At 72.8% G+C, this 20435-nt stretch carries 20 protein-coding genes and 1 tRNA gene; 16 read left to right on the top strand and 5 right to left on the bottom strand.

What is annotated here, in order from left to right:
• Positions 1-83: 83 nt before the first annotated feature.
• From resB to ccsB, 4 genes are all read left to right on the top strand, one after another.
• A complete protein-coding gene (gene resB, locus DEI88_RS11200; protein ID WP_111071426.1) occupies positions 84-1793 on the top strand; it encodes a cytochrome c biogenesis protein ResB in 1710 nt (569 codons plus the stop codon).
• Positions 1794-1894: 101 nt separating this feature from the next.
• Complete coding sequence (locus DEI88_RS11195; protein WP_111009418.1) at positions 1895-2230, top strand: hypothetical protein; 336 nt, start codon at positions 1895-1897, stop codon at positions 2228-2230.
• 3 nt (positions 2231-2233) lie between these two features.
• Positions 2234-2581: a DUF7882 family protein gene (locus DEI88_RS11190; protein ID WP_111009419.1), complete on the top strand. Its 348-nt coding sequence runs from the start codon at positions 2234-2236 to the stop codon at positions 2579-2581.
• A 103-nt stretch (positions 2582-2684) separates the two neighbouring features.
• Positions 2685-3668 (top strand): c-type cytochrome biogenesis protein CcsB, encoded by a 984-nt coding sequence (gene ccsB / locus DEI88_RS11185; protein WP_111027036.1) that lies wholly within the window; start codon positions 2685-2687, stop codon positions 3666-3668.
• A gap of 27 nt (positions 3669-3695) precedes the next feature.
• On the opposite strand, the gene DEI88_RS11180 is transcribed toward ccsB, so the two are convergent.
• Complete coding sequence (locus DEI88_RS11180) at positions 3696-4703, bottom strand: o-succinylbenzoate synthase (RefSeq protein ID WP_258374921.1); 1008 nt, start codon at positions 4701-4703, stop codon at positions 3696-3698.
• Between the two features lie 139 nt (positions 4704-4842).
• Here DEI88_RS11180 and DEI88_RS11175 point away from each other — a divergent pair, with 139 nt between their 5' ends.
• From DEI88_RS11175 to DEI88_RS11160, 4 genes are read left to right on the top strand one after another with little or no spacing between them, the layout of a single operon-like run.
• On the top strand, positions 4843-5328 hold the full coding sequence (locus tag DEI88_RS11175; protein ID WP_146244352.1) for a hypothetical protein: 486 nt from the start codon (positions 4843-4845) through the stop codon (positions 5326-5328).
• A 47-nt stretch (positions 5329-5375) separates the two neighbouring features.
• Positions 5376-6305, top strand: coding sequence for a 1,4-dihydroxy-2-naphthoyl-CoA synthase (locus DEI88_RS11170; protein WP_111027033.1), 930 nt, complete (start codon positions 5376-5378; stop codon positions 6303-6305).
• A gap of 37 nt (positions 6306-6342) precedes the next feature.
• Positions 6343-7518 (top strand): AMP-binding protein, encoded by a 1176-nt coding sequence (locus DEI88_RS11165; protein WP_111071321.1) that lies wholly within the window; start codon positions 6343-6345, stop codon positions 7516-7518.
• 17 nt (positions 7519-7535) lie between these two features.
• A complete protein-coding gene (locus DEI88_RS11160; RefSeq protein WP_181441167.1) occupies positions 7536-8495 on the top strand; it encodes a 1,4-dihydroxy-2-naphthoate polyprenyltransferase in 960 nt (319 codons plus the stop codon).
• A 147-nt stretch (positions 8496-8642) separates the two neighbouring features.
• Here DEI88_RS11160 and DEI88_RS11155 read toward each other — a convergent pair whose 3' ends face one another.
• Positions 8643-8975: a DUF4229 domain-containing protein gene (locus DEI88_RS11155; protein WP_111013548.1), complete on the bottom strand. Its 333-nt coding sequence runs from the start codon at positions 8973-8975 to the stop codon at positions 8643-8645.
• 100 nt (positions 8976-9075) lie between these two features.
• On the opposite strand from DEI88_RS11155, the gene DEI88_RS11150 reads away from it, so the two are divergent.
• Positions 9076-9459 (top strand): PLD nuclease N-terminal domain-containing protein, encoded by a 384-nt coding sequence (locus DEI88_RS11150; RefSeq protein ID WP_111009424.1) that lies wholly within the window; start codon positions 9076-9078, stop codon positions 9457-9459.
• 61 nt (positions 9460-9520) lie between these two features.
• The gene (gene menD, locus DEI88_RS11145) at positions 9521-11218 is read left to right on the top strand and encodes a 2-succinyl-5-enolpyruvyl-6-hydroxy-3-cyclohexene-1-carboxylic-acid synthase (RefSeq protein WP_258374923.1); all 1698 of its coding nucleotides are present in this window, start codon (positions 9521-9523) and stop codon (positions 11216-11218) included.
• A 30-nt stretch (positions 11219-11248) separates the two neighbouring features.
• Here menD and DEI88_RS11140 read toward each other — a convergent pair whose 3' ends face one another.
• The gene (locus tag DEI88_RS11140) at positions 11249-12535 is read right to left on the bottom strand and encodes an isochorismate synthase (protein WP_502866983.1); all 1287 of its coding nucleotides are present in this window, start codon (positions 12533-12535) and stop codon (positions 11249-11251) included.
• A gap of 88 nt (positions 12536-12623) precedes the next feature.
• On the opposite strand from DEI88_RS11140, the gene DEI88_RS11135 reads away from it, so the two are divergent.
• The 4 genes from DEI88_RS11135 to DEI88_RS11120 all read left to right on the top strand — a co-directional run bounded on the left by DEI88_RS11135 (position 12624) and on the right by DEI88_RS11120 (position 17096).
• Entirely contained in the window at positions 12624-13442 is an 819-nt protein-coding gene (locus tag DEI88_RS11135; protein ID WP_111071428.1) for a demethylmenaquinone methyltransferase, read from the top strand.
• An 88-nt stretch (positions 13443-13530) separates the two neighbouring features.
• The gene (locus tag DEI88_RS11130; RefSeq protein ID WP_111036815.1) at positions 13531-14607 is read left to right on the top strand and encodes a polyprenyl synthetase family protein; all 1077 of its coding nucleotides are present in this window, start codon (positions 13531-13533) and stop codon (positions 14605-14607) included.
• A gap of 43 nt (positions 14608-14650) precedes the next feature.
• Positions 14651-16021 (top strand): FAD-dependent oxidoreductase, encoded by a 1371-nt coding sequence (locus DEI88_RS11125; protein ID WP_111071324.1) that lies wholly within the window; start codon positions 14651-14653, stop codon positions 16019-16021.
• 7 nt (positions 16022-16028) lie between these two features.
• Complete coding sequence (locus DEI88_RS11120; protein ID WP_111071325.1) at positions 16029-17096, top strand: DUF418 domain-containing protein; 1068 nt, start codon at positions 16029-16031, stop codon at positions 17094-17096.
• Here the strand turns inward: DEI88_RS11120 and cls are convergent.
• The gene (gene cls / locus DEI88_RS11115) at positions 17077-18537 is read right to left on the bottom strand and encodes a cardiolipin synthase (protein ID WP_111013543.1); all 1461 of its coding nucleotides are present in this window, start codon (positions 18535-18537) and stop codon (positions 17077-17079) included. The two genes, DEI88_RS11120 and cls, sit on opposite strands and share 20 nt — an antisense overlap.
• A 36-nt stretch (positions 18538-18573) precedes the next feature.
• On the bottom strand, positions 18574-19062 hold the full coding sequence (locus DEI88_RS11110; protein WP_111013542.1) for a YajQ family cyclic di-GMP-binding protein: 489 nt from the start codon (positions 19060-19062) through the stop codon (positions 18574-18576).
• 124 nt (positions 19063-19186) lie between these two features.
• Between DEI88_RS11110 and DEI88_RS11105 the strand changes: the two genes are divergently transcribed.
• A tRNA-Tyr gene (locus DEI88_RS11105) sits at positions 19187-19268 on the top strand.
• Positions 19269-19362: 94 nt separating this feature from the next.
• The gene (locus DEI88_RS11100; RefSeq protein WP_111071326.1) at positions 19363-20184 is read left to right on the top strand and encodes an inositol monophosphatase family protein; all 822 of its coding nucleotides are present in this window, start codon (positions 19363-19365) and stop codon (positions 20182-20184) included.
• Positions 20185-20435 lie beyond the last annotated feature (251 nt).

The raw sequence follows: 20435 nt of genomic DNA, 5'->3' as shown, positions 1-20435 counted from the left end.
CGGTTCCGGTCACGGACCGCACGTCCACGGCTGCCTCCGCCGGCATGGACGAGGCCGACGGCACGACGATCGTCGGCGATCCGATGCGCCCGTCCGACCACGTCGACGCCGCCCCCACGTCGGGCGGCACCGGTGGTGGCGGTGCCGGCGGCGGTGGCGGTGGGGGCGGCGACGACGGCGGGGTGAACCAGCCCGCGCTGTCGTTCCTCGGCTACGTCCGGTTCTTCTGGCGCCAGCTGACGAGCATGCGCACGGCGCTGTTCCTGCTCATGCTGCTCGCGCTCGCCGCGATCCCCGGGTCGCTCGTGCCGCAGCGCACGGCCGACCCGAACGGCGTGACGCAGTACCAGGTCGACCACCCGACGTTGTACCCGGTCCTCGACAAGCTGCAGGTGTTCGACACCTACACCTCGGTGTGGTTCTCAGCGATCTACCTCCTGCTGTTCGTGTCCCTGATCGGCTGCATCATCCCGCGGACACGCCACCACTGGCAGGCCCTCCGGACCCGCCCGCCCCGCACGCCGGTCCGCCTCGGGCGCCTCGCCGGGTACCAGCGCATCGCGGTCGACCCGACCACGGTCACGGGTGGGGGGTCCGCGACGGGCCCGGCTCCGGCCCTCCCGACCGCCGAGACCGCCGTGACGAGCGCGATGACGCTCCTCAAGCGGTCCGGCTACCGGGTGGAGCGCTTCGGTGACTCGGTGAGCGCCGAGCGCGGCTACCTGCGCGAGACCGGGAACCTCGTGTTCCACACCGCGCTCGTCGGTGTCCTGCTCGCGGTCGGCATCGGTGGTGGGTTCAGCTACACGGGGCAGCGGCTCCTCGTCGAGGGCCAGACGTTCTCGAACGTGCTCGGCTCGTACGACTCGTTCAACCCGGGGCGCTGGTTCAGCCAGTCGCAGCTGCACGGCTACAACCTGACGCTCGACGACTTCACGACGACGTACGAGCAGAAGAACCTCAACGCGCTCGGTCAGGCGACGGACTACAAGGCCGTCGTGACCGCCCGGACCAAGGGCGGTGCGGCGACCAAGCGCACCATCAAGGTGAACGACCCGTTGTCGATCGGCGGGACGAACGTGTACCTGCTCGGCAACGGGTACGCGATGGACGTCACCGTGCGCGACGGCGACGGGCACGTGGCGTTCGAGGACGTGGTCCCGTTCCTGCCGCAGGACACGAACTACACCTCGCTCGGCGTGGTCAAGGTCCCGGACGCGCAGCCGGACCAGCTCGGCATGGTCGGGTTCTTCTACCCCACTGCGGTCAAGCAGGCGACGGGTGCCTACACGTCGAACTACCCGGACACCGAGAACCCGCTGCTGAGCCTGCAGGTCTACACGGGCGACCTCGGCCTCGACGACGGCGTCCCGCGCTCCGTGTACCAGCTCTCGACGAAGGGGCTGCGGCAGATCGCGGGGACGACGGCGGCGCACGGCGCGATCGAGCTCGAGCCGGGCCAGACGAAGCGACTGCCCGACGGCACCGGCTCGATCACCTTCAACGGCGTCAAGCGGTACGTCTCGCTCGACGTCCACCACGACGCCTCGCAGCTGTGGGTCGCCGGGTTCGCGATCCTCGCGGTCGCCGGACTCCTCACCTCGCTGTTCGTGCCGCGTCGGCGGGTGTGGGTCAAGGCCGTCGCCCGCCCCGGCGAGGACGGCTTCGACCTCGAGTACGCCGGTCTGGCGCGCGGCGAGGACCCGAACCTCGAGCGCGCGGTCGACGAGATCGCCGAGCGGCACACGGCCGGGCTCGGGGTGGTGCCGACGGCGGGGGCCTCGCTGACCTGACGCGCGCTGGCGTCCCGATCGGGACGCCGGCGGCGCGGGTCGTGCTCCGCCCGTACCGGCACACGGGCGGGTCCTGGTTGCATCGACCGGGAGGAGGCCCGATGCGTTCGATCGACTACAGCGACGCCCACGTGCTGACGGGGGACGCCATCGCCGATGCCGTCGTGGACTACGCGGCCGAGCTGGCGCACCAGGCCACGGCCGAGCCCGTGCGGATCCCGGCCCGAGCCGCCGACGGGTCGGTGGTGCACGTGTCGCTCCTCGTCGGGCCGGCGAGCGAGATCGTGCTCTCGGACGTCCCGGACGCGGACGGCGAGGAACTCGTCGACGACGAGACGGTGACGGAGATCCGCCGGCGGATCATGCTCCTGCGCGAGCCGCAGCCCATCACGACACGACTCGAGGACATCGTCGCCCCGGGCGACGAGGAGGTCTGAGCGATGGGACATCTGACGTACGGCGCGATGCGCCTCGGGATGGAGATCGAGGACCGCACGCTCGCGCACCTGCAGGTCGTGATCGTGAACCGGCTGCGACGCGGGGACAGCTTCGCGTTCTCGTGGAAGGACGACGTCCGCGTCGGCGACGGCCGCACCACGATCTGGTTGCACCCGTACTGCGAGCTGCACTTCAAGTTCATCGGGGGCCGACCTCCGCGCCTCAACCGGGCGTGGATCGCGGCACTCGACGACGCGGCGGGCAGCGGGACGGGCCTGTACCTGCTCGCGGAACCCCCGGAGGGCGAGGCGCAGACGCGGCGGCCCGAGCTGTCGACCGGAGCGGTGTGAACCGGGGGACGCCCGCGGTGCGGATCCGCTCAGACTGCGGCCGCTCGACCGCCCCGGCCCCGGCAGGGTCAGGGGCGCGCGGTACCATCAGGGCGTGAACGACATGACCTCGGACCTCGCGCAGTACTCGGTCGTCCTCGTGTACTCGGCGATGGCCGTGTACCTCATCGCGTTCATCTCGTTCATCCTCGACGTCGCCAAGCGGTCCGGGGACGTGCAGCTCGAGCGCTCGGCGCGGCAGGAACAGCGGGCCGAGGCGCGGACGGTCGCGACGGTCCAGGGCGGCACGGTCGTGCTCGAGCGGGTCGAGGCGCCGGTCGACCGGCCCCGGTCGGGCAGCCGCTTCGAGCGCGTCGGCATGGCGATGATGGTGCTCGGGCTCGTGATCCACGTCGGGTCGATCGTGCTCCGCGGTGTCGCCGCGCACCGCGTGCCGTGGGCGAACATGTTCGAGTTCTCGCTCACCGGCACCGGGATCATCGTCGCGATCTTCCTCGCCGTGCAGTTCTGGCAGAACCTGAAGTTCCTCGGCGTGTTCGTCAGCGGACTCGTCCTGATCCTGCTCGGCATCGCGACCGTCAACTTCTACGTCGACGTCGTGCCGCTCCCGCCGGCGCTGCAGTCGTACTGGCTCGTCCTCCACGTGTTCGTGGCGATCTGCGGCACCGGCTTCTTCGCCCTCGGCGCCGGGCTCGCGGTGTCGCAGCTCGTGCAGACCTACCGGCAGGGCCGTGGCGGCGACGTCAAGCAGCTCCGCTTCATGGAGACCCTCCCCGACGCCGACCGGCTCGAGGTCATGACCTACCGCGTGCTGCTCGTCGGGTTCGTGCTCTGGACCTTCACCCTCATCGCGGGCGCGATCTGGGCCGAGCGTGCCTGGGGCCGCTACTGGGGGTGGGACACCAAGGAGGTCTGGACCTTCATCATCTGGGTGATCTACGCCGGGTACATCCACGCGCGTGCGACCCGTGGTTGGCGGGGCGCGCGGTCGTCCTGGCTGGCCCTCATCGGCTTCGCGGCCGTGATGTTCAACTTCTCGGTCGTCAACCTGTTCTTCAAGGGGCTGCACAGCTACTCCGGACTGTGAGGCAGCGCGGGACGCCTGCCCGTCCCGTCACGCGGTGAGGACTGCGTGCGTCCGACGCAGCCGCTCGATCCACCAGGAGCGGCGGTCGGGCGCGGCTGCGTGGCGCTCCAGCAGGTCCGGCGCGACGTCGACGCGACGGACCGCGATCCTCCCGTCCTGCGGCAGGATCGGCCGGGCCGTGACGTCGCCCCGGAACATCGCGGCGGTGCCGAGTCCCGAGGCGAACCCGTCAGCCGCCACCGCTGCGGCGAGGTGCGCGCCCATGCTGATCCCGACGGACGTGTCGAGCGCGCTCGAGACGACGCACGGCAGCCCGGCCTCGGCGACGACGCGCCCCGCCGCGGTGATCCCTCCGAGGGGCTGCGCCTTGACGACGAGGACGTCCGCGGCACCCGCGCGCGCGACGGCGAGCGGGTCCTCTGCCTTGCGCACGCTCTCGTCGGCCGCGATCGCGACGCCGAGCCCCTGGAGACGCCGTCGCAGCGCCGCGAGTTCCGGCACGGTCGCGCACGGCTGCTCGGCGTACTGCAGGCCGAACGGCGCGAGGGCCTCGAGCGCCCGCGCGGCGTCGTCGACCGACCACAGTCCGTTCGCGTCGACGCGCACGTCGGCGTCGTCGCCCATCACGGCCCGGACCGCACGGACCCGGGCGACGTCGTCGGCGAGGCCGGTGCCCGGCTCCGCGACCTTGACCTTGGCCGTCCGGCACCCGGGGTAGCGGGCGAGCACGTCGGGGACCGCGTCCGCGGGCACGGCGGGCACGGTCGCGTTGACGGGCACGGTGTCGGCGTCCGCCCGATGCGGTCGCCAGCCGAAGTCGACGGCGGCGCGGAGCCATGCGGCCGCCTCGACGTCGTCGTACTCGACGAACGGCGAGAACTCGGTCCAGCCCTCGGGGCCACGCAGCAGCATGGCCTCGCGCACCGTGATCCCGCGGAACCGGACACGCATGGGCAGCGCCACGACGTGCGCGGCGGCCAGGAGCTCGTCGATCGACGGGATCGGAGCGCTGGGTGGGGGAGTCACGGTCGTCACCGCCCGATCCTCCCAGGCGCGCTCAGGTGCCGCGCCGTGTGCTCGGAGGCGACCGCCAGTTCCGGCCGTTAGCATCCTCAGGTCGAGCGGCCGCCGGGTCGCGCGAACCAGGGACGGGAACGACCGGGAACGGTCGGAGATGACGCGGGGAGAGCCGGTGACGCCGAAGTCGCAGCAGCGCACCGGAGGCCGTCGACCCGCCTCGTCCACGCGTCGTGTCGCTCCCGACGGCGGCCGTGGGGTGCGGGCCGTCGACCGGTCCGACGAGTTCGCGCAGCTGCTGCGGACGAACACGGTCGACGTCGACCGACCGCCCAGTCGTGCCCGCCGGAGCCCGGTCGTCGGCAAGGTCGGGCTGGCCCTGGCCGTGGCGAGTGTGGCGGTGGACGCGAGTGCGTTCGCCGTCTTCATGGGCGGCGAGGTCGACTTCGCGGGCGGGATCTGCTTCGTGGTGGTGTTCCTCACCGTGATCGCCGCGGTGCTCGGGTTCGTCGCCGCGGTGGGCGGTCTCGGCCGCTGGTACGGCGTCGTGGCGGTGTTCATCGCGTTCGCCGCGAACCCCGTCGTCATCGTGGTCGTCCTCGTCGTGGCGGCGCCCGAGGTGCTCACGCAGTTCGGCAGCTGACCGAGGCCGAGGCTGAAGCCGGTCGGGCCGCCGGATAGGCTCGGAGCATGGCTGCACCCGTCTCCGACACCTTCGATCCCGACGTCTGGGACGCGGCGCCGATCGCCGCGTCGTTCACGGACATCACGTACCACAAGCACGTGTCGGGCGGGATCGTCCGCATCGCCTTCGACCGTCCCGAGGTCCGGAACGCGTTCCGACCGCGCACGGTCGACGAGCTGTACCGCGCGCTCGACGACGCCCGGCAGGACCCCCGCGTCGGCTGCGTGCTCCTGACCGGCAACGGACCGAGCCCGAAGGACGGGGGCTGGGCGTTCTGTTCGGGCGGCGATCAGCGCATCCGCGGCCGCAGCGGCTACGAGTACGTCGGCGACGAGGGCGCCCCGCCCGAGGGCGTGGACCCGGCGGCGGCCCAGGCGTCGATGGGCCGCCTGCACATCCTCGAGGTCCAGCGCCTCATCCGGATGATGCCGAAGGTCGTCATCGCGGTCGTGTCCGGTTGGGCGGCCGGCGGCGGGCACTCCCTGCACGCGGTGTGCGACCTGACCATCGCGAGCGCGGAGCACGGCCGGTTCAAGCAGACGGACGCCGACGTCGGCTCGTTCGACGGCGGGTACGGCAGCGCCTACTACGCCCGGCAGATCGGCCAGAAGGCCGCGCGCGAGGTCTTCTTCCTCGCCCGGGAGTACAGCGCCCAGCGTGCCTACGAGATGGGCGCGGTGAACCTCGTGGTCCCGCACGCGGACCTCGAGCGGACCGCGATCGAGTGGGGCGAGACCATCCTCGGCAAGTCACCCACCGCGATCCGGATGCTCAAGTACGCGTTCAACGCGGTCGACGACGGCCTGGTCGGGCAGCAGGTGTTCGCCGGCGAGGCCACGCGGCTCGCGTACGCCTCGGACGAGGCCGTGGAGGGGCGTGACGCGTTCCTCGAGAAGCGCACGCCGGAGTGGACCGCGTACCCGTGGCACTACTGATGCATCGGTGGGGCGTGACGGCGGTGAGCCGACACCGATGACGCGGCCGCTCCTCCCGGTCCCCACCGACGACCCGTTCGACGTGCTGCGGGCGCTCGAGTCCGCGCTGTCGGGCGGGCCGGCGATCCTGCCGCGGACGCCGTCGCCCCGGTCGGTGTCGGTGCCGTCGTCGTCGGACCCGACGTCCTCCACACCGCCCGCCGTCGTGCCGCGTCGGGTCGCCCTCGTGGTCGAGACGAGCGGATCGACCGGCGCCGCGAAGCGGGTCGCGCTGTCGTCCGAGGCGCTGTTGGCCGGCGCCGCGGCGGCGGACGCGGCGCTCGGCGGCCCGGGCGGCTGGGTGCTGGCGCTGCCGACGCACTACATCGCCGGTCTCAACGTCCTCACCCGCTCCGTCGCCGCGGGCACCAGCCCCGTCGTCGTGCCGCCCGGGCATTTCGACCCGACGGCGTTCGCCGACGCGGTCGACCGCCTGCACGCCGACCGCCGGTACACGTCGCTCGTCCCGGCGCAGCTGGCACGCGTGCTCGACGATGCCCGTGCGACCGCCGCGCTGGCCGGGCTCGACGCGGTGCTCGTCGGGGGACAGGCGACCCCGATCGCGCTGCGCGACCGCGCGCGTGCCGCCGGTGCCCGGATCGTCACCACCTACGGCGCGAGCGAGACGAGCGGCGGCTGCGTGTACGACGGTGTCCCGCTCGGCCCGGTCCGCACGCGGCTCGTCGACGGCGGCCTCGAACTGTCCGGTCCGATGCTCGCCGAGGGGTACCTGGACGACCCGGAGCGCACCGCCGCCGCGTTCGTCGAGGGCGACGGGCTCCGCTGGTACCGCACCGCGGACGCCGCCGAGATCGCGGCCGACGGCACGGTGCGTGTGGTCGGCCGCCTCGACGACGTCGTCATCTCCGGCGGCGAGAAGGTCGCGCTCGGCGCGGTCGAACGGGTCGTCCGGGAGGCCCCGGGCCAGTCCGGCGCGGTCGTCACCCGCGGCGCCTCCGACCGCTGGGGCGAGGTGCCCGTCGTCGTGACCGACGTCGCGGTGGAGGTCGCGGTGCTCCGGGAGCGCGTCGGCGCCGTGCTCGGTCGTGCCGCCCGGCCGGCCGCCGTCGTGGTGGTCGACGCCGTGCCCATGCTCCCGACGGGCAAGCCGGACCGACGCGCGGTGCAGCGGCTCGCCGCCGACGCCGCTCCCAGCGGCTCGATGGACACCTGACGATACGATCGGTGGCCGTGGCACAACGAGGCAAGGGACCCCGACCGACGTCGAAGCGCCGATCCGGACGGCCCGGTGGCCGACCGGTCGGGCGCCCCCAGAAGGCGACCGCACGCGACTGGATCGGCGGCGCCCGGCTCCGCACCCTCACGCTCGGCGTCGTCCCGGTCGTGCTCGGGACCGCCGTCGCGTACGTCGACGGTGGGTACGACCTCGGCATCGCGCTGCTGTGCCTCGCGGTCGCCCTGTTCCTGCAGATCGGGGTGAACTACAGCAACGACTACTCCGACGGCGTCCGCGGCACCGACCGCTACCGCGTCGGCCCGGCGCGGCTCACGGGCTCCGGCAGAGCGCGTCCGCGGACGGTGCTCACCGTCGCGCTGACGTTCTTCGGGCTCGCGGCGGTCGCGGGTGTCGTGATCGTCGTGCTCACCGGGCTCTGGTGGCTCCTGGCGGTCGGCGCCGCGGCGATCCTGGCCGCGTGGTTCTACACGGGCGGCAAGCGGCCGTACGGGTACAACGCGCTCGGCGAGGTCTTCGTGTTCGTGTTCTTCGGCCTCGTCGCGGTGCTCGGGACCGAGTTCGTCCAGATCCACCACCTGACCCTGAACGCCTGGGCCGCGGCGGTCGCCGCCGGGCTGTTCGCATGCGCCGTGCTCATGGTCAACAACATCCGGGACATCGACGAGGACCGTCTGGCGGGCAAGCGCACCCTGGCGGTCGTGCTCGGCAGCCGCGCTGCGCGGACCCTGTACGTCCTGTTCCTCGTCCTGCCGTACGTCGTGCTCGTGTGGTTCGTCGTGCTGTACTTCCGCACGGGCTACACGTACTTCACGCTGCTCCTGGCGCTGCCGGCCGCGATCATCGGCGCGACGTCGAGCCGCCCGCGAGAGCTCATCACGGCGCTGCAGCTGTCGTCGTTCTCGGCGCTCGCGTACGGCATCGTGCTCGGCATCACGCTCGCGCTGCAGCCCTAGGGCGGACAGCGATCGCGACGTCGCTGCCAGGGCGGCGGCCTCCGCCAGGAGGTCTGCGGCAGCGGGGGCCGGGCTCCAGCGGGATCAGGCCCCGGCGGGATCAGGGGTCAGCGGGATCAGGCGTCAGCGGGATCAGGCGCCAGCGGATCAAGCGTCGGCGCGGGGCGACGCGGGACGCTCGACGACGCCCGGCTCAGCGCTCCGGGCCGGGTCGACCGACGGAGCAGCGGAGTCCTCGGCGTCGACGAAGTCGTCCTCGAAGTCGGTGTCCTCGTCGTGGTCGGGCCCGCGTCGCCGCTCGGCGAAGCTGGTCGCCACCTGCCACCGCAGCTTCGGCAGCGCGATGTACGAGATGAGCAGCCCGACGAGCGCGGCGCCGATCGTCGCCACGGGCCACGGCAGCCGGATGACGAGGAAGACCGCGAGCAGGACCGCGAAGATCCCGATCCTCGCCAGGGAGTACACCAGCCACGACTTCACCCGATGATTCTACGGTCGGGCGACGACGCGGGAGCTGAGCGTCCGGCGACCGGTGTGCACGTCCCGGCGCGTCCCAGCCGGAGCGACCTACACTCCGTCCATGGTGAAGTTCCTCATCGGCGCCGTCGTCGCCGCCGTTGCGTTCACCGTGTACGCCGTCATCGACTGTGCATGGGTGCCGCGCGATCGGGTCCGTGCCCTCAACAAGCCCCTGTGGATCGTCCTCGTCGTCGTCCTGCCGATCATCGGCGCCGTGCTCTGGTACCTGCTCGGGCGGGCCCCGGCACGGGCGGTGCCCCGGCAGCGGTACCGTGGGCCGGACGACGACCCGGACTTCCTCGGCGCCACCGCGCGCGCCGGGATGACCCGCAGCGAGAAAGAGCAGAGCGACGCAACCCTCCGGCACCTCGAACAACAGCTCGCCGACCTCGACGACGACCCCGGCGCCAGCGGCGGCCCCGGCGGCGACCGCCCTGACCGGTAGTCCCGGCAGCGATTCCCCGATCCGGCCCGCAGGGTCCGGGAGCCCGGCGACCGACTTCGCGGTGGCGTTCCTGCTCGAGCTGGCCCGCGCCGGCGTCACGGACGTCGTCGTGAGCCCGGGGTCGCGGTCGCAGGCCCTCGCCCTGGCCGCGGCCGCCGTCGAGCGCGCCGGTGCCCTCCGGGTCCACGTCCGGCTCGACGAGCGGACCGCCGCGTTCTTCGCGCTCGGACTCGCGGTCGAGACGCAACGGCCGGCCGCGGTCGTCACGACGTCCGGGACGGCCGTGGCGAACCTCCACCCGGCCGTGCTCGAGGCCCACCACTCGGGCGTCCCGATGATCGTGGTGAGCGCCGACCGACCCGACGAGCTCCGTGGCATCGGCAGCAACCAGACCACGCACCAGCCGGGGGTCTTCGGCGCCGCCACGCGGTTCGTCCGGGACGTCGAGGCGCCGACCACCCACGGAGTGGACGACTCCACCCGGGCCACGCTCCGGGCACTCGCCCGCCAGGCCGTCGCGGCGGCGGCCGGCCACGACGGGCCTCCCGGGCCGGTGCAGGTGAACCTCGCCTTCCGCGAGCCGCTCTCGGCCGCGGTCGGGGCCGTGACGGCCCCCGAGCCGCACGAGGTCGACGCCGACTTCGCCACCCGTCGCACCGGACCCGCACCCGAGCGCGACCACGACCTGGTCGTCGACGCCGACCCCGCCACGGTGGTGGTCGCGGGCCACGACGCCGGCGCGGACGCCGAGCGCATCGCGTGGGAGCTCGGCGCGCCCCTCCTGGCCGAGGTCTCGAGCGGCGCCCACTTCGGTCGCAACCTCGTCGTGGCCCACCGTCAGCTGCTCCGGGACCCCGCCTTCGGCGGTCGCGTCCGCCGCGTGGTGGTCCTCGGGCACCCGACGCTCAGTCGTGAGGTCCCGGCGCTCCTCCAGCGCGCGGACGTCGAGGTCGTCGTGGTGCGGGGCGCAGCGGCCGAGGCGTACGACCCCGGCAGCGCCGCCCGTCCTCCGCACCCGGCCGTCGTCGTCCCGGGCATCCGCGTCGACGGGCGCCCGGGGCCGGAGCACCGCGCATGGGTGGGCACCTGGGTGGGTGCGAGCCGTGCCCTCCTCGGCGACGGGGACACCGCCCCCGATCTCGACGCCAAGCGGTCCGCCGACCGTGCGGAACGGGCGCAGTTCTTCCGCGACGAGCTCGCGGTGCGGCGGCGTCCCGTGGACCGGGCGATGCTCGTCGACGCGGTCTGGGGTGCCACCTGGCCGCACGACCGTCTCGTGTTCGGTGCGTCGCTGCTCATCCGGGTGGCGGACGGCCGCGTCCCGGGCAAGAAGGTGCGGGTGCACGCGAACCGCGGGCTGGCGGGCATCGACGGCACGATCTCGACCGCGCTCGGCATCGCCGCCGGAGTCGAGGCCTCGGGCGCGACGGGGGGCACGACCCGCGTCCTCGTCGGCGACCTGACGTTCCTGCACGACCTCGGCGGGCTGGTGACGGGCGTCGAGGAGCGGCGCCAGCGCCTCCAGATCGTGGTCGGCAACGACGGCGGGGGTGCGATCTTCGGCGGGCTCGAGGTCGCCGCGACGACCGACCCGGCGGACATGCGCCGGATGATGGCGACACCGCAGGTGGTCGAGATCGAGCCCGTCGTCCGTGGCCTCGGGTGGGAGTACCGTCGCGCCGCCACCTGGGCCGAGCTCGAGCAGGTCCTCACGGATCCGGCCGACCGACTCGTCATCGAGGTGCCGCTCCAGGTCTGACCGCCTCCTGGGGCGGCCGGGAGGTCCGGCTCAGGCGAGCGCGTCGGTGACGGGCCGGAGCTTCAACGCCGTCTCCGCGACCTCGCGGTCCGGTACGGACCCGGCGACGATCCCGGCACCGGCCCACGCGGTCACGGTGCCGTCGTCGTCGATCTGCGCGCTCCGCAGCGCGAGCATCCACTCGCCGTCGCCGGAGGCACCCATCCATCCCACGGGCCCGGCGTACCGGCCGCGGTCGGTGCCCTCCAGTCGGGCGATGAGGTCGAGCGCAGCTGCTCGCGGCGTCCCGGCCACCGCCGCGGTGGGGTGGAGGACGTCGGCGACGTCGAGGGCGGTCGTGCCCTCGGGCAGCGTGGCCGACACGTCGCTGGCGAGGTGCCAGAGGTTCGGGAGCTGCAGGCGGAACGGTGCGGGATCGGCCCGCACGTCCGTGGCGACCGTGCCGAGCGCCTCGACGAGGCTCGCCCGCGCGAAGGCGTGTTCCTCGAGGTCCTTCGGGTCGGCGGCCAGGGACTCCGCGGCGAGGCGGTCCGATTCGGCGTCCGCACCGCGCGCGGCACTGCCCGCGAGCACCCGCGCGGTGAGCGTCCGCCCGTCGGTACGGGCGAGTGTCTCCGGCGTCGCGCCGACGAGGCCGTCGACCGCGAACGTCACGCAGTCCGGGTACGCCGCGGCGAGGTCGACGAGGACCCCCCGGCGGTCGGCGTCGGCCGGGAGGCGCGCCACGCGGTCACGGGCGAGCACCACCTTCTCGACCCCGCCGGCGCGGATCACGCGGACGGCCTCGGCGACCGCGGCCGCGTAGGCGTCCTCGTCGATGCGACCGGGACCGAACGCGGCCGAGAGGTGGGCGGGCGCCGGGGTGGGCAGGGTGATCGACGCGGTCGCGGTGGTCGGGACGACGTCCGCCACGACCGCGGGGAACGCGTCGCCGTCGAGAGGCTCGGGGTCGATCGTCGTCATCCACGCCCGCCCGTGACGGCGACCGATGACGATCCGCGGCACGACGAGCACGCTCGGGGCGGCGGACTCGTCGGCGAAGGCGAAGGCCCCGAACGCGACGAGTCCGGTCCCGCGGACCCGGAGGCCGTCCTCGACGGTGGCGCGCTCCACGAGGCGGCGCCAGGTGGCGGAGGCGTCGCGCATCCGGGCCGGGCCGGTGAACACGAACCGCACGGCCTCGCCGATGCCGACGATGCCGTCACCGCGCCGGACGAAGGCGAGGGGACGGTCGGGGAGCGTCGCGGCCAGCACGTCCCCCGGGTCGTCCAGCATGCGGGTCGCGACGGTCAGACGGGGGGTCTCGACGGCGGTCAGGGGCACCCCACGATGGTACGCGTCCGGCCTCCGCGGGCCCGCCGTCGTACGGCTGCCGTCCGGCGTCGACCAACTAGGATGGCTCCTCGTGAGCAGGGCGGACATGGAGAAGCGGCCGGACGAGGTGGCGGCGATGTTCGACGACGTCGCGGCACGGTACGACCTGACGAACGACATCCTCTCGGCGGGCAACGCGGCGCTCTGGCGCGTGGCGACGACCCGCGCGGTGGACCCCCGGCCCGGCGAACGTGTGCTCGACCTCGCCGCCGGCACCGGGACGAGCTCGGTCGCGTTCGCCAAGCGCGGCGCCGAGGTCACGGCGCTCGACCTGTCCGCGGGCATGATCGAGGTCGGCCGACAGCGTCACCCCGAGATCACCTTCGTCCACGGTGACGCCGAGCAGCTCCCCTTCGAGGACGATTCGTTCGACGCCGTCAGCATCTCCTTCGGGCTCCGCAACGTCAACGAGCCGTCCGTGGCGCTCGCCGAGATGTACCGGGTGCTCAAGCCCGGGGGCCGCGTCGTCATCTGCGAGTTCTCGACCCCGCCGCTCGCCGTCCTGCGCCTGTCGTACACGGCCTACCTCAAGCGGGTCCTGCCGGGCATCGCGCGGCTGTCGAGCAGCAACCCGGCGGCGTACCGGTACCTCGCCGAGTCGATCTCCGCGTGGCCCGACCAGCAGGTGCTGAGCCAGTGGCTGCGCGGTGTGGGGTTCACGATGGTGGCGTACCGGAACCTCACCGCCGGTATCGTGGCACTCCACCGCGGTCGCAAGCCGGTCGCGGGTGCCGTGCGCGAGTCCGCCGCACGCCGGGCGAAGGCACGGCGTGCCCACCAGCCGACGGGGGAGCAGCCCCGCGTCGGGACGGAGCCGGACGCGCCCGCAACGGAACGACCGGGAGCGTGACCGCCGGGGCCAGCCCCGCGGCCGAGCCCACCGATCCGGTCCACGACGAACGGTCGGCGTCGGACCCAGTCCCCAGTACGGAGCAGCAGTGAACCCGAGTGTCCCCGTCGCCCGACGCGCGCCCAGCCTGCGTGCGTCGCTCGGCGTCGGTGAGCGGATGTTCGCGACCCCCGCGGAGCGCCGGTTCGTCGGCCGGATCGACGACGGGCTCGAACTCGTCGAACAGCAGCTCGACGAGGCCATGCGGTCGGCCGACACCCTCGCCGACACGACGAGCCGCTACCTGCTGTCGGCTGGTGGCAAGCGCATCCGCCCCACCCTGACCCTGCTCATCGCGCAGCTCGGCGAGGGCGTGACCGACGCCGTGGTCCGTGCCGCCGTGAGCGTCGAGATGACCCACCTCGCCTCGCTGTACCACGACGATGTCATGGACGAGGCGCCGGTCCGACGGGGTGTGCCGAGCGCCCACGTGACCTACGGCAACAACGTCGCGATCCTGACGGGTGACCTGCTCTTCGCCCGCGCGAGCCTCATCACGGCCGAGCTCGGCGTCGAGGGCATCCGCATGCAGGCCGAGACCTTCGCCCGCCTGTGCCTCGGGCAGCTCCACGAGACGACCGGCCCCGGCCCGGACGACGACCCGGTCGCGCACTACATCCAGGTGCTGAGCGACAAGACGGGGTCCCTCATCGCCACCGCTGCCCGCGCCGGGATCATGTTCTCCGGAGCCGACCGGACGTACCTGCCGGCCGTCGCGGAGTTCGGCGAGAAGGTCGGGGTCGCCTTCCAGCTCGTCGACGACGTCATCGACCTCGCCCCCGCCGGTGACCGCACGGGCAAGATCACGGGCAACGACCTCCGCGCCGGTGTCGTCACGCTGCCGCTCCTGCACCTGCGGCGCGCCGCGGCGACGGACGCCGCGGCGGCGGACCTCGTCCGGCGCATCGAACGCGACGTCACCGGTGCCGCGGACGACGCGGTGACGAGCGCGCCGTACCTGTCGGCGGTCACGGACCTCCGCGAGCACGAGGCCACCGCGGCCACCCGCGCCGTCGCGCACCGCTGGGCGGACGAGGCCGTCGCGGCCATCGCACCGCTGCCGTCCGGGCCGGTCAAGCGCGCCCTCACCCGCTTCGCGGAGTCGGTCGTCGACCGCACCCGCTGACCCGCGACGCTCGTCGCACGCCGAACAAGAACTGGAGCACACGGTGACCACTCTCCGACTCGCGATCGTCGGTGCAGGCCCCGCCGGCATCTACGCCGCCGACATCCTCAAGCGCGAGGCACGCGGGTTCGACGTCTCGATCGACCTGTTCGAGCAGCTCCCCGCGCCGTACGGCCTCGTCCGGTACGGCGTCGCACCGGACCATCCCCGGATCAAGGGCATCATCAACGCACTCCGCGACGTCCTCGACGGCGGTGCCGTCCGCGTGTTCGGCAACGTCCGGTTCGGCCAGGACATCACCCTCGACGACCTCAAGCGGCACTACAACGCGGTCGTGTTCTCCACCGGGGCGATCAAGGACGCCGAGCTCGACGTGCCGGGCGTCGACCTCGAGGGCTCGTTCGGCGCCGCGGACTTCGTGAGCTGGTTCGACGGCCACCCCGACGTCCCGCGCACCTGGCCGCTGGAGGCCGAGAGCGTCGCGGTCATCGGCAACGGCAACGTGGCGCTCGACGTCGCGCGGATCCTCGCCAAGCACGCGGACGACCTGCTCCCGACGGAGATTCCGGACAACGTGTACGAGGGCCTCAAGGCGTCGCCCGTCACCGACGTGCACGTCTTCGGGCGCCGCGGCCCCGCGCAGGTCAAGTTCACGCCGCTCGAGCTCCGCGAGCTCGGCGAGGTGCCGGACGTCGACATGGTCGTGTACGACGAGGACTTCGACTACGACGAGGCGTCCAAGGCCGCCGTGGCGACGAACAAGCAGGTCATGGTGATCGACCGCGTCCTGCAGCAGTGGCGCAAGCGCGAGCCCGGCACGGCGTCACGCCGGCTGCACCTGCACTTCCACGCGCGGCCGGTCGAGATCGTCGGTGCCGACGGCAAGGTGACCGCCTTGCGGTACGAGCGCACCCGGCCCGACGGTCAGGGCGGCGTCGAGGGCACCGGCGAGTTCCGCGAGGTCCCGGTGCAGGCCGTGTACCGCGCGGTGGGCTACTTCGGGTCGCCGGTGCCCGGTGTCCCGTTCGACGAGCGCCACGGCGTCATCCCGAACCACGAGGGTCAGGTGCTCGACGACGACAACCAGCAGATGCCGGGTGTCTACGCGACGGGGTGGATCAAGCGCGGACCGGTCGGACTGATCGGGCACACGAAGTCCGACGCGATGGAGACCGTCCAGCACCTCGTCACCGACCAGGCGAGCTGGTGGAGTCCGGAGGACCCGTCGGAGGAGGCCGTCCCGGCCCTGCTCCGCGAGCGCGGCGTCGAGTACACGGACCTCGACGGCTGGCACGCCCTCGACGCGCACGAGATCGCGCTCGGCGAGCTGGCGGGGCGTGCGCGCGTCAAGGTGGTCCCGCGCGAGGACATGGTGGACGTCTCGCTCCGCCGGGGCGCCACACAGCGGGTCTGACCGACCGGTGGCGCCGTCCGGCGGCCGCCTCGTGGGGGTCGACCTCGCGCGGGCACTCGCGCTCGCCGGCATGGTCGTGGCGCACGTCGGGGCCGTGCCCCAGACCGTGGCGTGGTCGGACCCGTCCACCTGGTCCGCCGTCGTGAACGGGCGCTCCTCCGCACTCTTCGCGCTGCTCGCGGGAGTGTCGGTCGCGCTCGTCACGGGTCGGACTCGCCCGTTCGCTCCGCCCGCGATGGCCGCCGCCCGGATCCGGCTGGTGGTCCGGGCGGTCCTCCTGGTCGCGCTCGGGGTGCTGCTCGTGGCACTCGGCACGTCCGTGGCCGTGATCCTGCCGACGTACGGGGCGCTGTTCCTGCTGGTCGTCCCGGTACTGCGGTGTCCCCGGTCGGTCCTGCTGTCGTTCGCCGCGGGGGCGGTCGCGCTGTCGGTCCCGGTCGCGCTCGCGACCGCCGCGCTGTTCGCCCACGCGGACGCCGCGACGGCGCAGTTCGGCCGGACGTACCCAGTCCTCACGTTCCTCGGGTTCCTGTTCGTCGGACTCGCGGTGGGGCGGAGCGACCTCCCCGCTCGCCGGACGCAGATGCTGCTCGTCGTCACGGGGACGGCGCTCGCCGTCGCCGCGTACACGGTCGGTGCGGTCGTCGCGCCGGTCGACCCCGCGGTGGCCGTCGTCACCGGGGTGCCCTCGGCCGGCGGCGCGACGGGACCGTCAGCGGTCGTGCAGGAGTGGCTGTCGCCGCGGGCCCACTCGTCGTCGGTCGTCGACGTCCTCGGCTCGACCGGGGTGGCCGTCGCGGTCCTCGGCGCCTGTCTGCTCCTGACCGAACGCCGAGCCCGGCTGGCGCGGATCGTGTGGCCCGCGGTGGCGGTCGGCAGCATGCCGTTGTCCGTCTACGCGCTGCACATCGTCGCGATCGCCGTGCTCGCGCACACCCTCGGGCCGACCGAGGGGCCCGCCGTGGCGGCCTCGTTCCTGCTCGGCGCCGTGCTCGTCGCCGTGCTCTGGCGGCACCGGTTCCGGCGCGGTCCGCTCGAGATGCTCCTCGCCGCGGCTACTGCAGGGCCGCGGTGAGCCGCGCGACGTTGTCGAGCACCTGCGAACGGGTGGGCCGCTCGAGCCACTCGTCGAGCGTGATCTCGAACGCGTCACGGCGGTAGGCGTCCTGGACCTCGCGGAGCGCGTCGACGAAGCGGTGTCCTCGGACCATGACCGATATCTCGAGGTTGAGGCTGAACGACCGCATGTCCATGTTGCTCGATCCGATGACCGAGACGGCGTCGTCGATCGTGAAGTGCTTGGCGTGCAGGATCGTCGGCTTGTTGTACAGGTAGATCCGGACGCCCGCGCGCAGCAGCCCCTCGTAGTAGGAGCGCTGGGCGTGCCAGGTCAGGGCGTGGTCACCGATCTCGCCGACGAAGAGCTCGACCGCAACGCCGCGTTGCGCCGTCGTCGTGATCGCGTAGAGCATCGACTCGTCCGGCACGAAGTACGGGCTCGTGATCACGACGCGCTCCTGCGCCGCGTAGAGCAGCGCGTTGAAGAGGCGGAGGTTGTTCTCGCCGTCGTACCCGGGGCCCGAGGGGACCACCTGGCAGTCGAGGGCGTCCTGCCGGTCGGCGCGGTGGACCGGGTCGCTCTCGCGCACGAGGAGCTCGTCCGTCTCCGAGTACCAGTCGGTCACGAACAGCGCGTTGATCCCCGCGACCACCGGACCCTCGAACCGGACCATGAGGTCCTTCCAATGCAGACCCCGTCGGCGGTTGATTCCCGTGTCGTAGCTCGAGTCGATGAGGTTCTGCGAGCCCGTGAACCCGAGCCCGCCGTCGACGACGAGGAGCTTGCGGTGGTTCCGGAGGTCCGGACGCTGGTACTTCCCGCGCAGGGGCTGCACGGGGAGCATGAGATGCCATTGCGCCCCGATCTCGTCGAGGCGCGCGAGCGTCGCCCGGTACCCCGGGTAGCCGCGGCTCGCGATGTGGTCGAGCAGGAACCGGACCGTCACACCGCGCTGCACCGCTCGCCCGAGGGCGTCGAAGAACGGGGAGGTCGTCTCGTCGAGCGTCGCGATGTAGAACTCGACGTGCACGAAGCGCCGCGCGGTGTCGACCGCACGGGTCATCTCGGCGATCGACTCCTCGTAGTCCGGGTAGAGCTCCGCGGAGTTGCCGCCGACGAGCGGCATCGACCCGAGGTTGCGGTTCAGCTCACTGACGCCGTGCAGCCAGGACGGCCAGCTCGGTTCCCGCCGCACCCGGTCCATGCCCTCGGTCTGGTCGAGGATGTACTGGTTGATCTCGGCCTGCTTCTCGCGGCGTGCCTTCGGCAGCTTCGTCGAGCCGATGAGCAGGAAGACGATGAACCCGAGGTACGGGATCAGGAAGATCGCGAGCAGCCACCCCGTCGCCGTCTGTGGCTTGCGGTTGATCGGCACGTAGATGATCGAGAACGCGCGGATCGCGAGGTCGAGCAGGACGAGCAGGACGATGACGGCGACGTCGAGCCAGTGCTCCACAGCGGGCCTCCGGTCTCGGCGGTCGGGGGATGCCGGCTAGCGGAAGTTGACGAACTGGAGCGGCACGTCGAAGTCGGCCCCCCGCAGCAGGGCCATCGTGGCCTGGAGGTCGTCCCGGCTCTTCGACGAGACCCGGATCTCGTCGCCCTGGATCTGGCTCTTGACGCTCTTCGGGGCCTCACCGCGGATGAGCGCGCCGACCTTCTTGGCGACGTCCTGCTCGATGCCGTTCTTGAGCGCGGCCTCGATGCGGAACTCCTTGCCCGACGCGTACGGCTCGCCGGCGTCGAGGCTCTTCAGGCTGATGCCGCGCTTGATGAGCTTCGACTCGAAGACGTCGAGCACGGCCTTGGCGCGCTCCTCGGAGTTGGCCTTGATGAGGACGTCCTCGCCGCTCCACGCGATCGACGCGCCCACGCCCTTGAAGTCGTAGCGCTGCTCGATCTCCTTGGCGGCCTGGTTGAGGGCGTTCTCCGCCTCCATCTTGTCGACCTTGCTGACCACGTCGAAGGAGCTGTCTGCCATGCCCGACAGCCTAACGAATGCGGCACCACGCGGCGGGGCCCCGGATGGTCCCGAGCGGCACCGCCGACACGGTATGCTCGTACGGCGCCTCCGGTCGGTGATCACACGGGTCGGGTGCGCACATGGCGAGTTACCCAAGCGGCCAAAGGGATCTGACTGTAAATCAGCCGGCGTAGCCTTCGGGGGTTCGAATCCCTCACTCGCCACCCACGCGACGAGGGTCCGTCCGCATCGGACGGACCCTTCGTCGTCCCGACGGGTCCGTCCGTCCCGGGCCCCGTCCGTCCCGAGGAGGCCCCCGTGCCCGGAGCCAGCGCCACCGTCAGCGTCCCGGAACTCGCCGACATCGCCGAGTCGATCGGGCGCGACGCCGCAGCCCTCGCGCATCGACGGCGGACCGAGGGGGTCGAGGTCACCGACCGCAAGTCGAGCCTCGTCGACGTCGTGACCGCGGCCGACCGTGAGGTCGAGGCGATGATCCGACGGCGGATCGCCGAGGTGCGACCGGACGACGGGTTCCTCGGCGAGGAGACCGGCACGAGCGTGGGGTCGAGTGGGCTGACCTGGGTGGTCGATCCGATCGACGGAACCGTCAACTACCTGTACGGCAGCCCGTCGTACGGCGTCAGCATCGCGGTGGTCGAGGGCGAGCCGCACCCCGCGCGGTGGTCGGCGCTCGCCGGGGTCGTCGTGGCGCCGGCCACGGGCGACGTCCACCGGGCCGAACGCGGTCGCGGAGCGTGGCTGAACGGGCGCCCGCTGCACGTCGGCGCACCGGCGTCGCTCGCCGAGTCCCTCGTCGCGACCGGGTTCGGGTACACCGCCGAGCGCCGCCGCGACCAGGTCCGCGTGCTCGCGGGACTCATCACCGAGGTCCGGGACATCCGACGTGGGGGAGCGGCGTCACTCGACCTCTGCGCGGTGGCCACGGGGACCGTCGACGCCTACTACGAGCGGGGGATCAACCCGTGGGACATGGCGGCGGGCGCCCTCGTCGCGGCGGAGGCCGGCGCGACCGTCGAGAGCTGGGATTCGGGTGACGCCCGGGGGTACGTCGTCGCGGCGCCGGTGATCGCCGGCGCACTCGTGGAGCTCGTGCGGGGCCTCGAGGGCACGGACTGACGGCGCCATCCGCCTCGGACTGGCCGTCCCCAGGTCGGGGGTGCGCGACTGGCAGGCGCACCGTGGACGCTGGTACCGTGCCAGTTCCGTCACTGCTCGCCCCGCGAGCGCGTTCCGCCCCGTCCTGAGGATCTCGTCCACGCCACCATGCCCTTCGACGCCAGTGCAACCGCCCCGTCCGTCACCGGTCCCGACGCTCCGGTCGCACCGACCACCCGGCGTCAGCGCATCGACGCAGAACGCCGGGAGGC

It is taken from the genome of Curtobacterium sp. MCBD17_003 (assembly GCF_003234885.2).
GTDB lineage: Bacteria > Actinomycetota > Actinomycetes > Actinomycetales > Microbacteriaceae > Curtobacterium.
The sequence above is the reverse complement of the archived record's forward strand: the minus strand, read 5'-3'. Positions and strand labels throughout refer to the sequence as shown.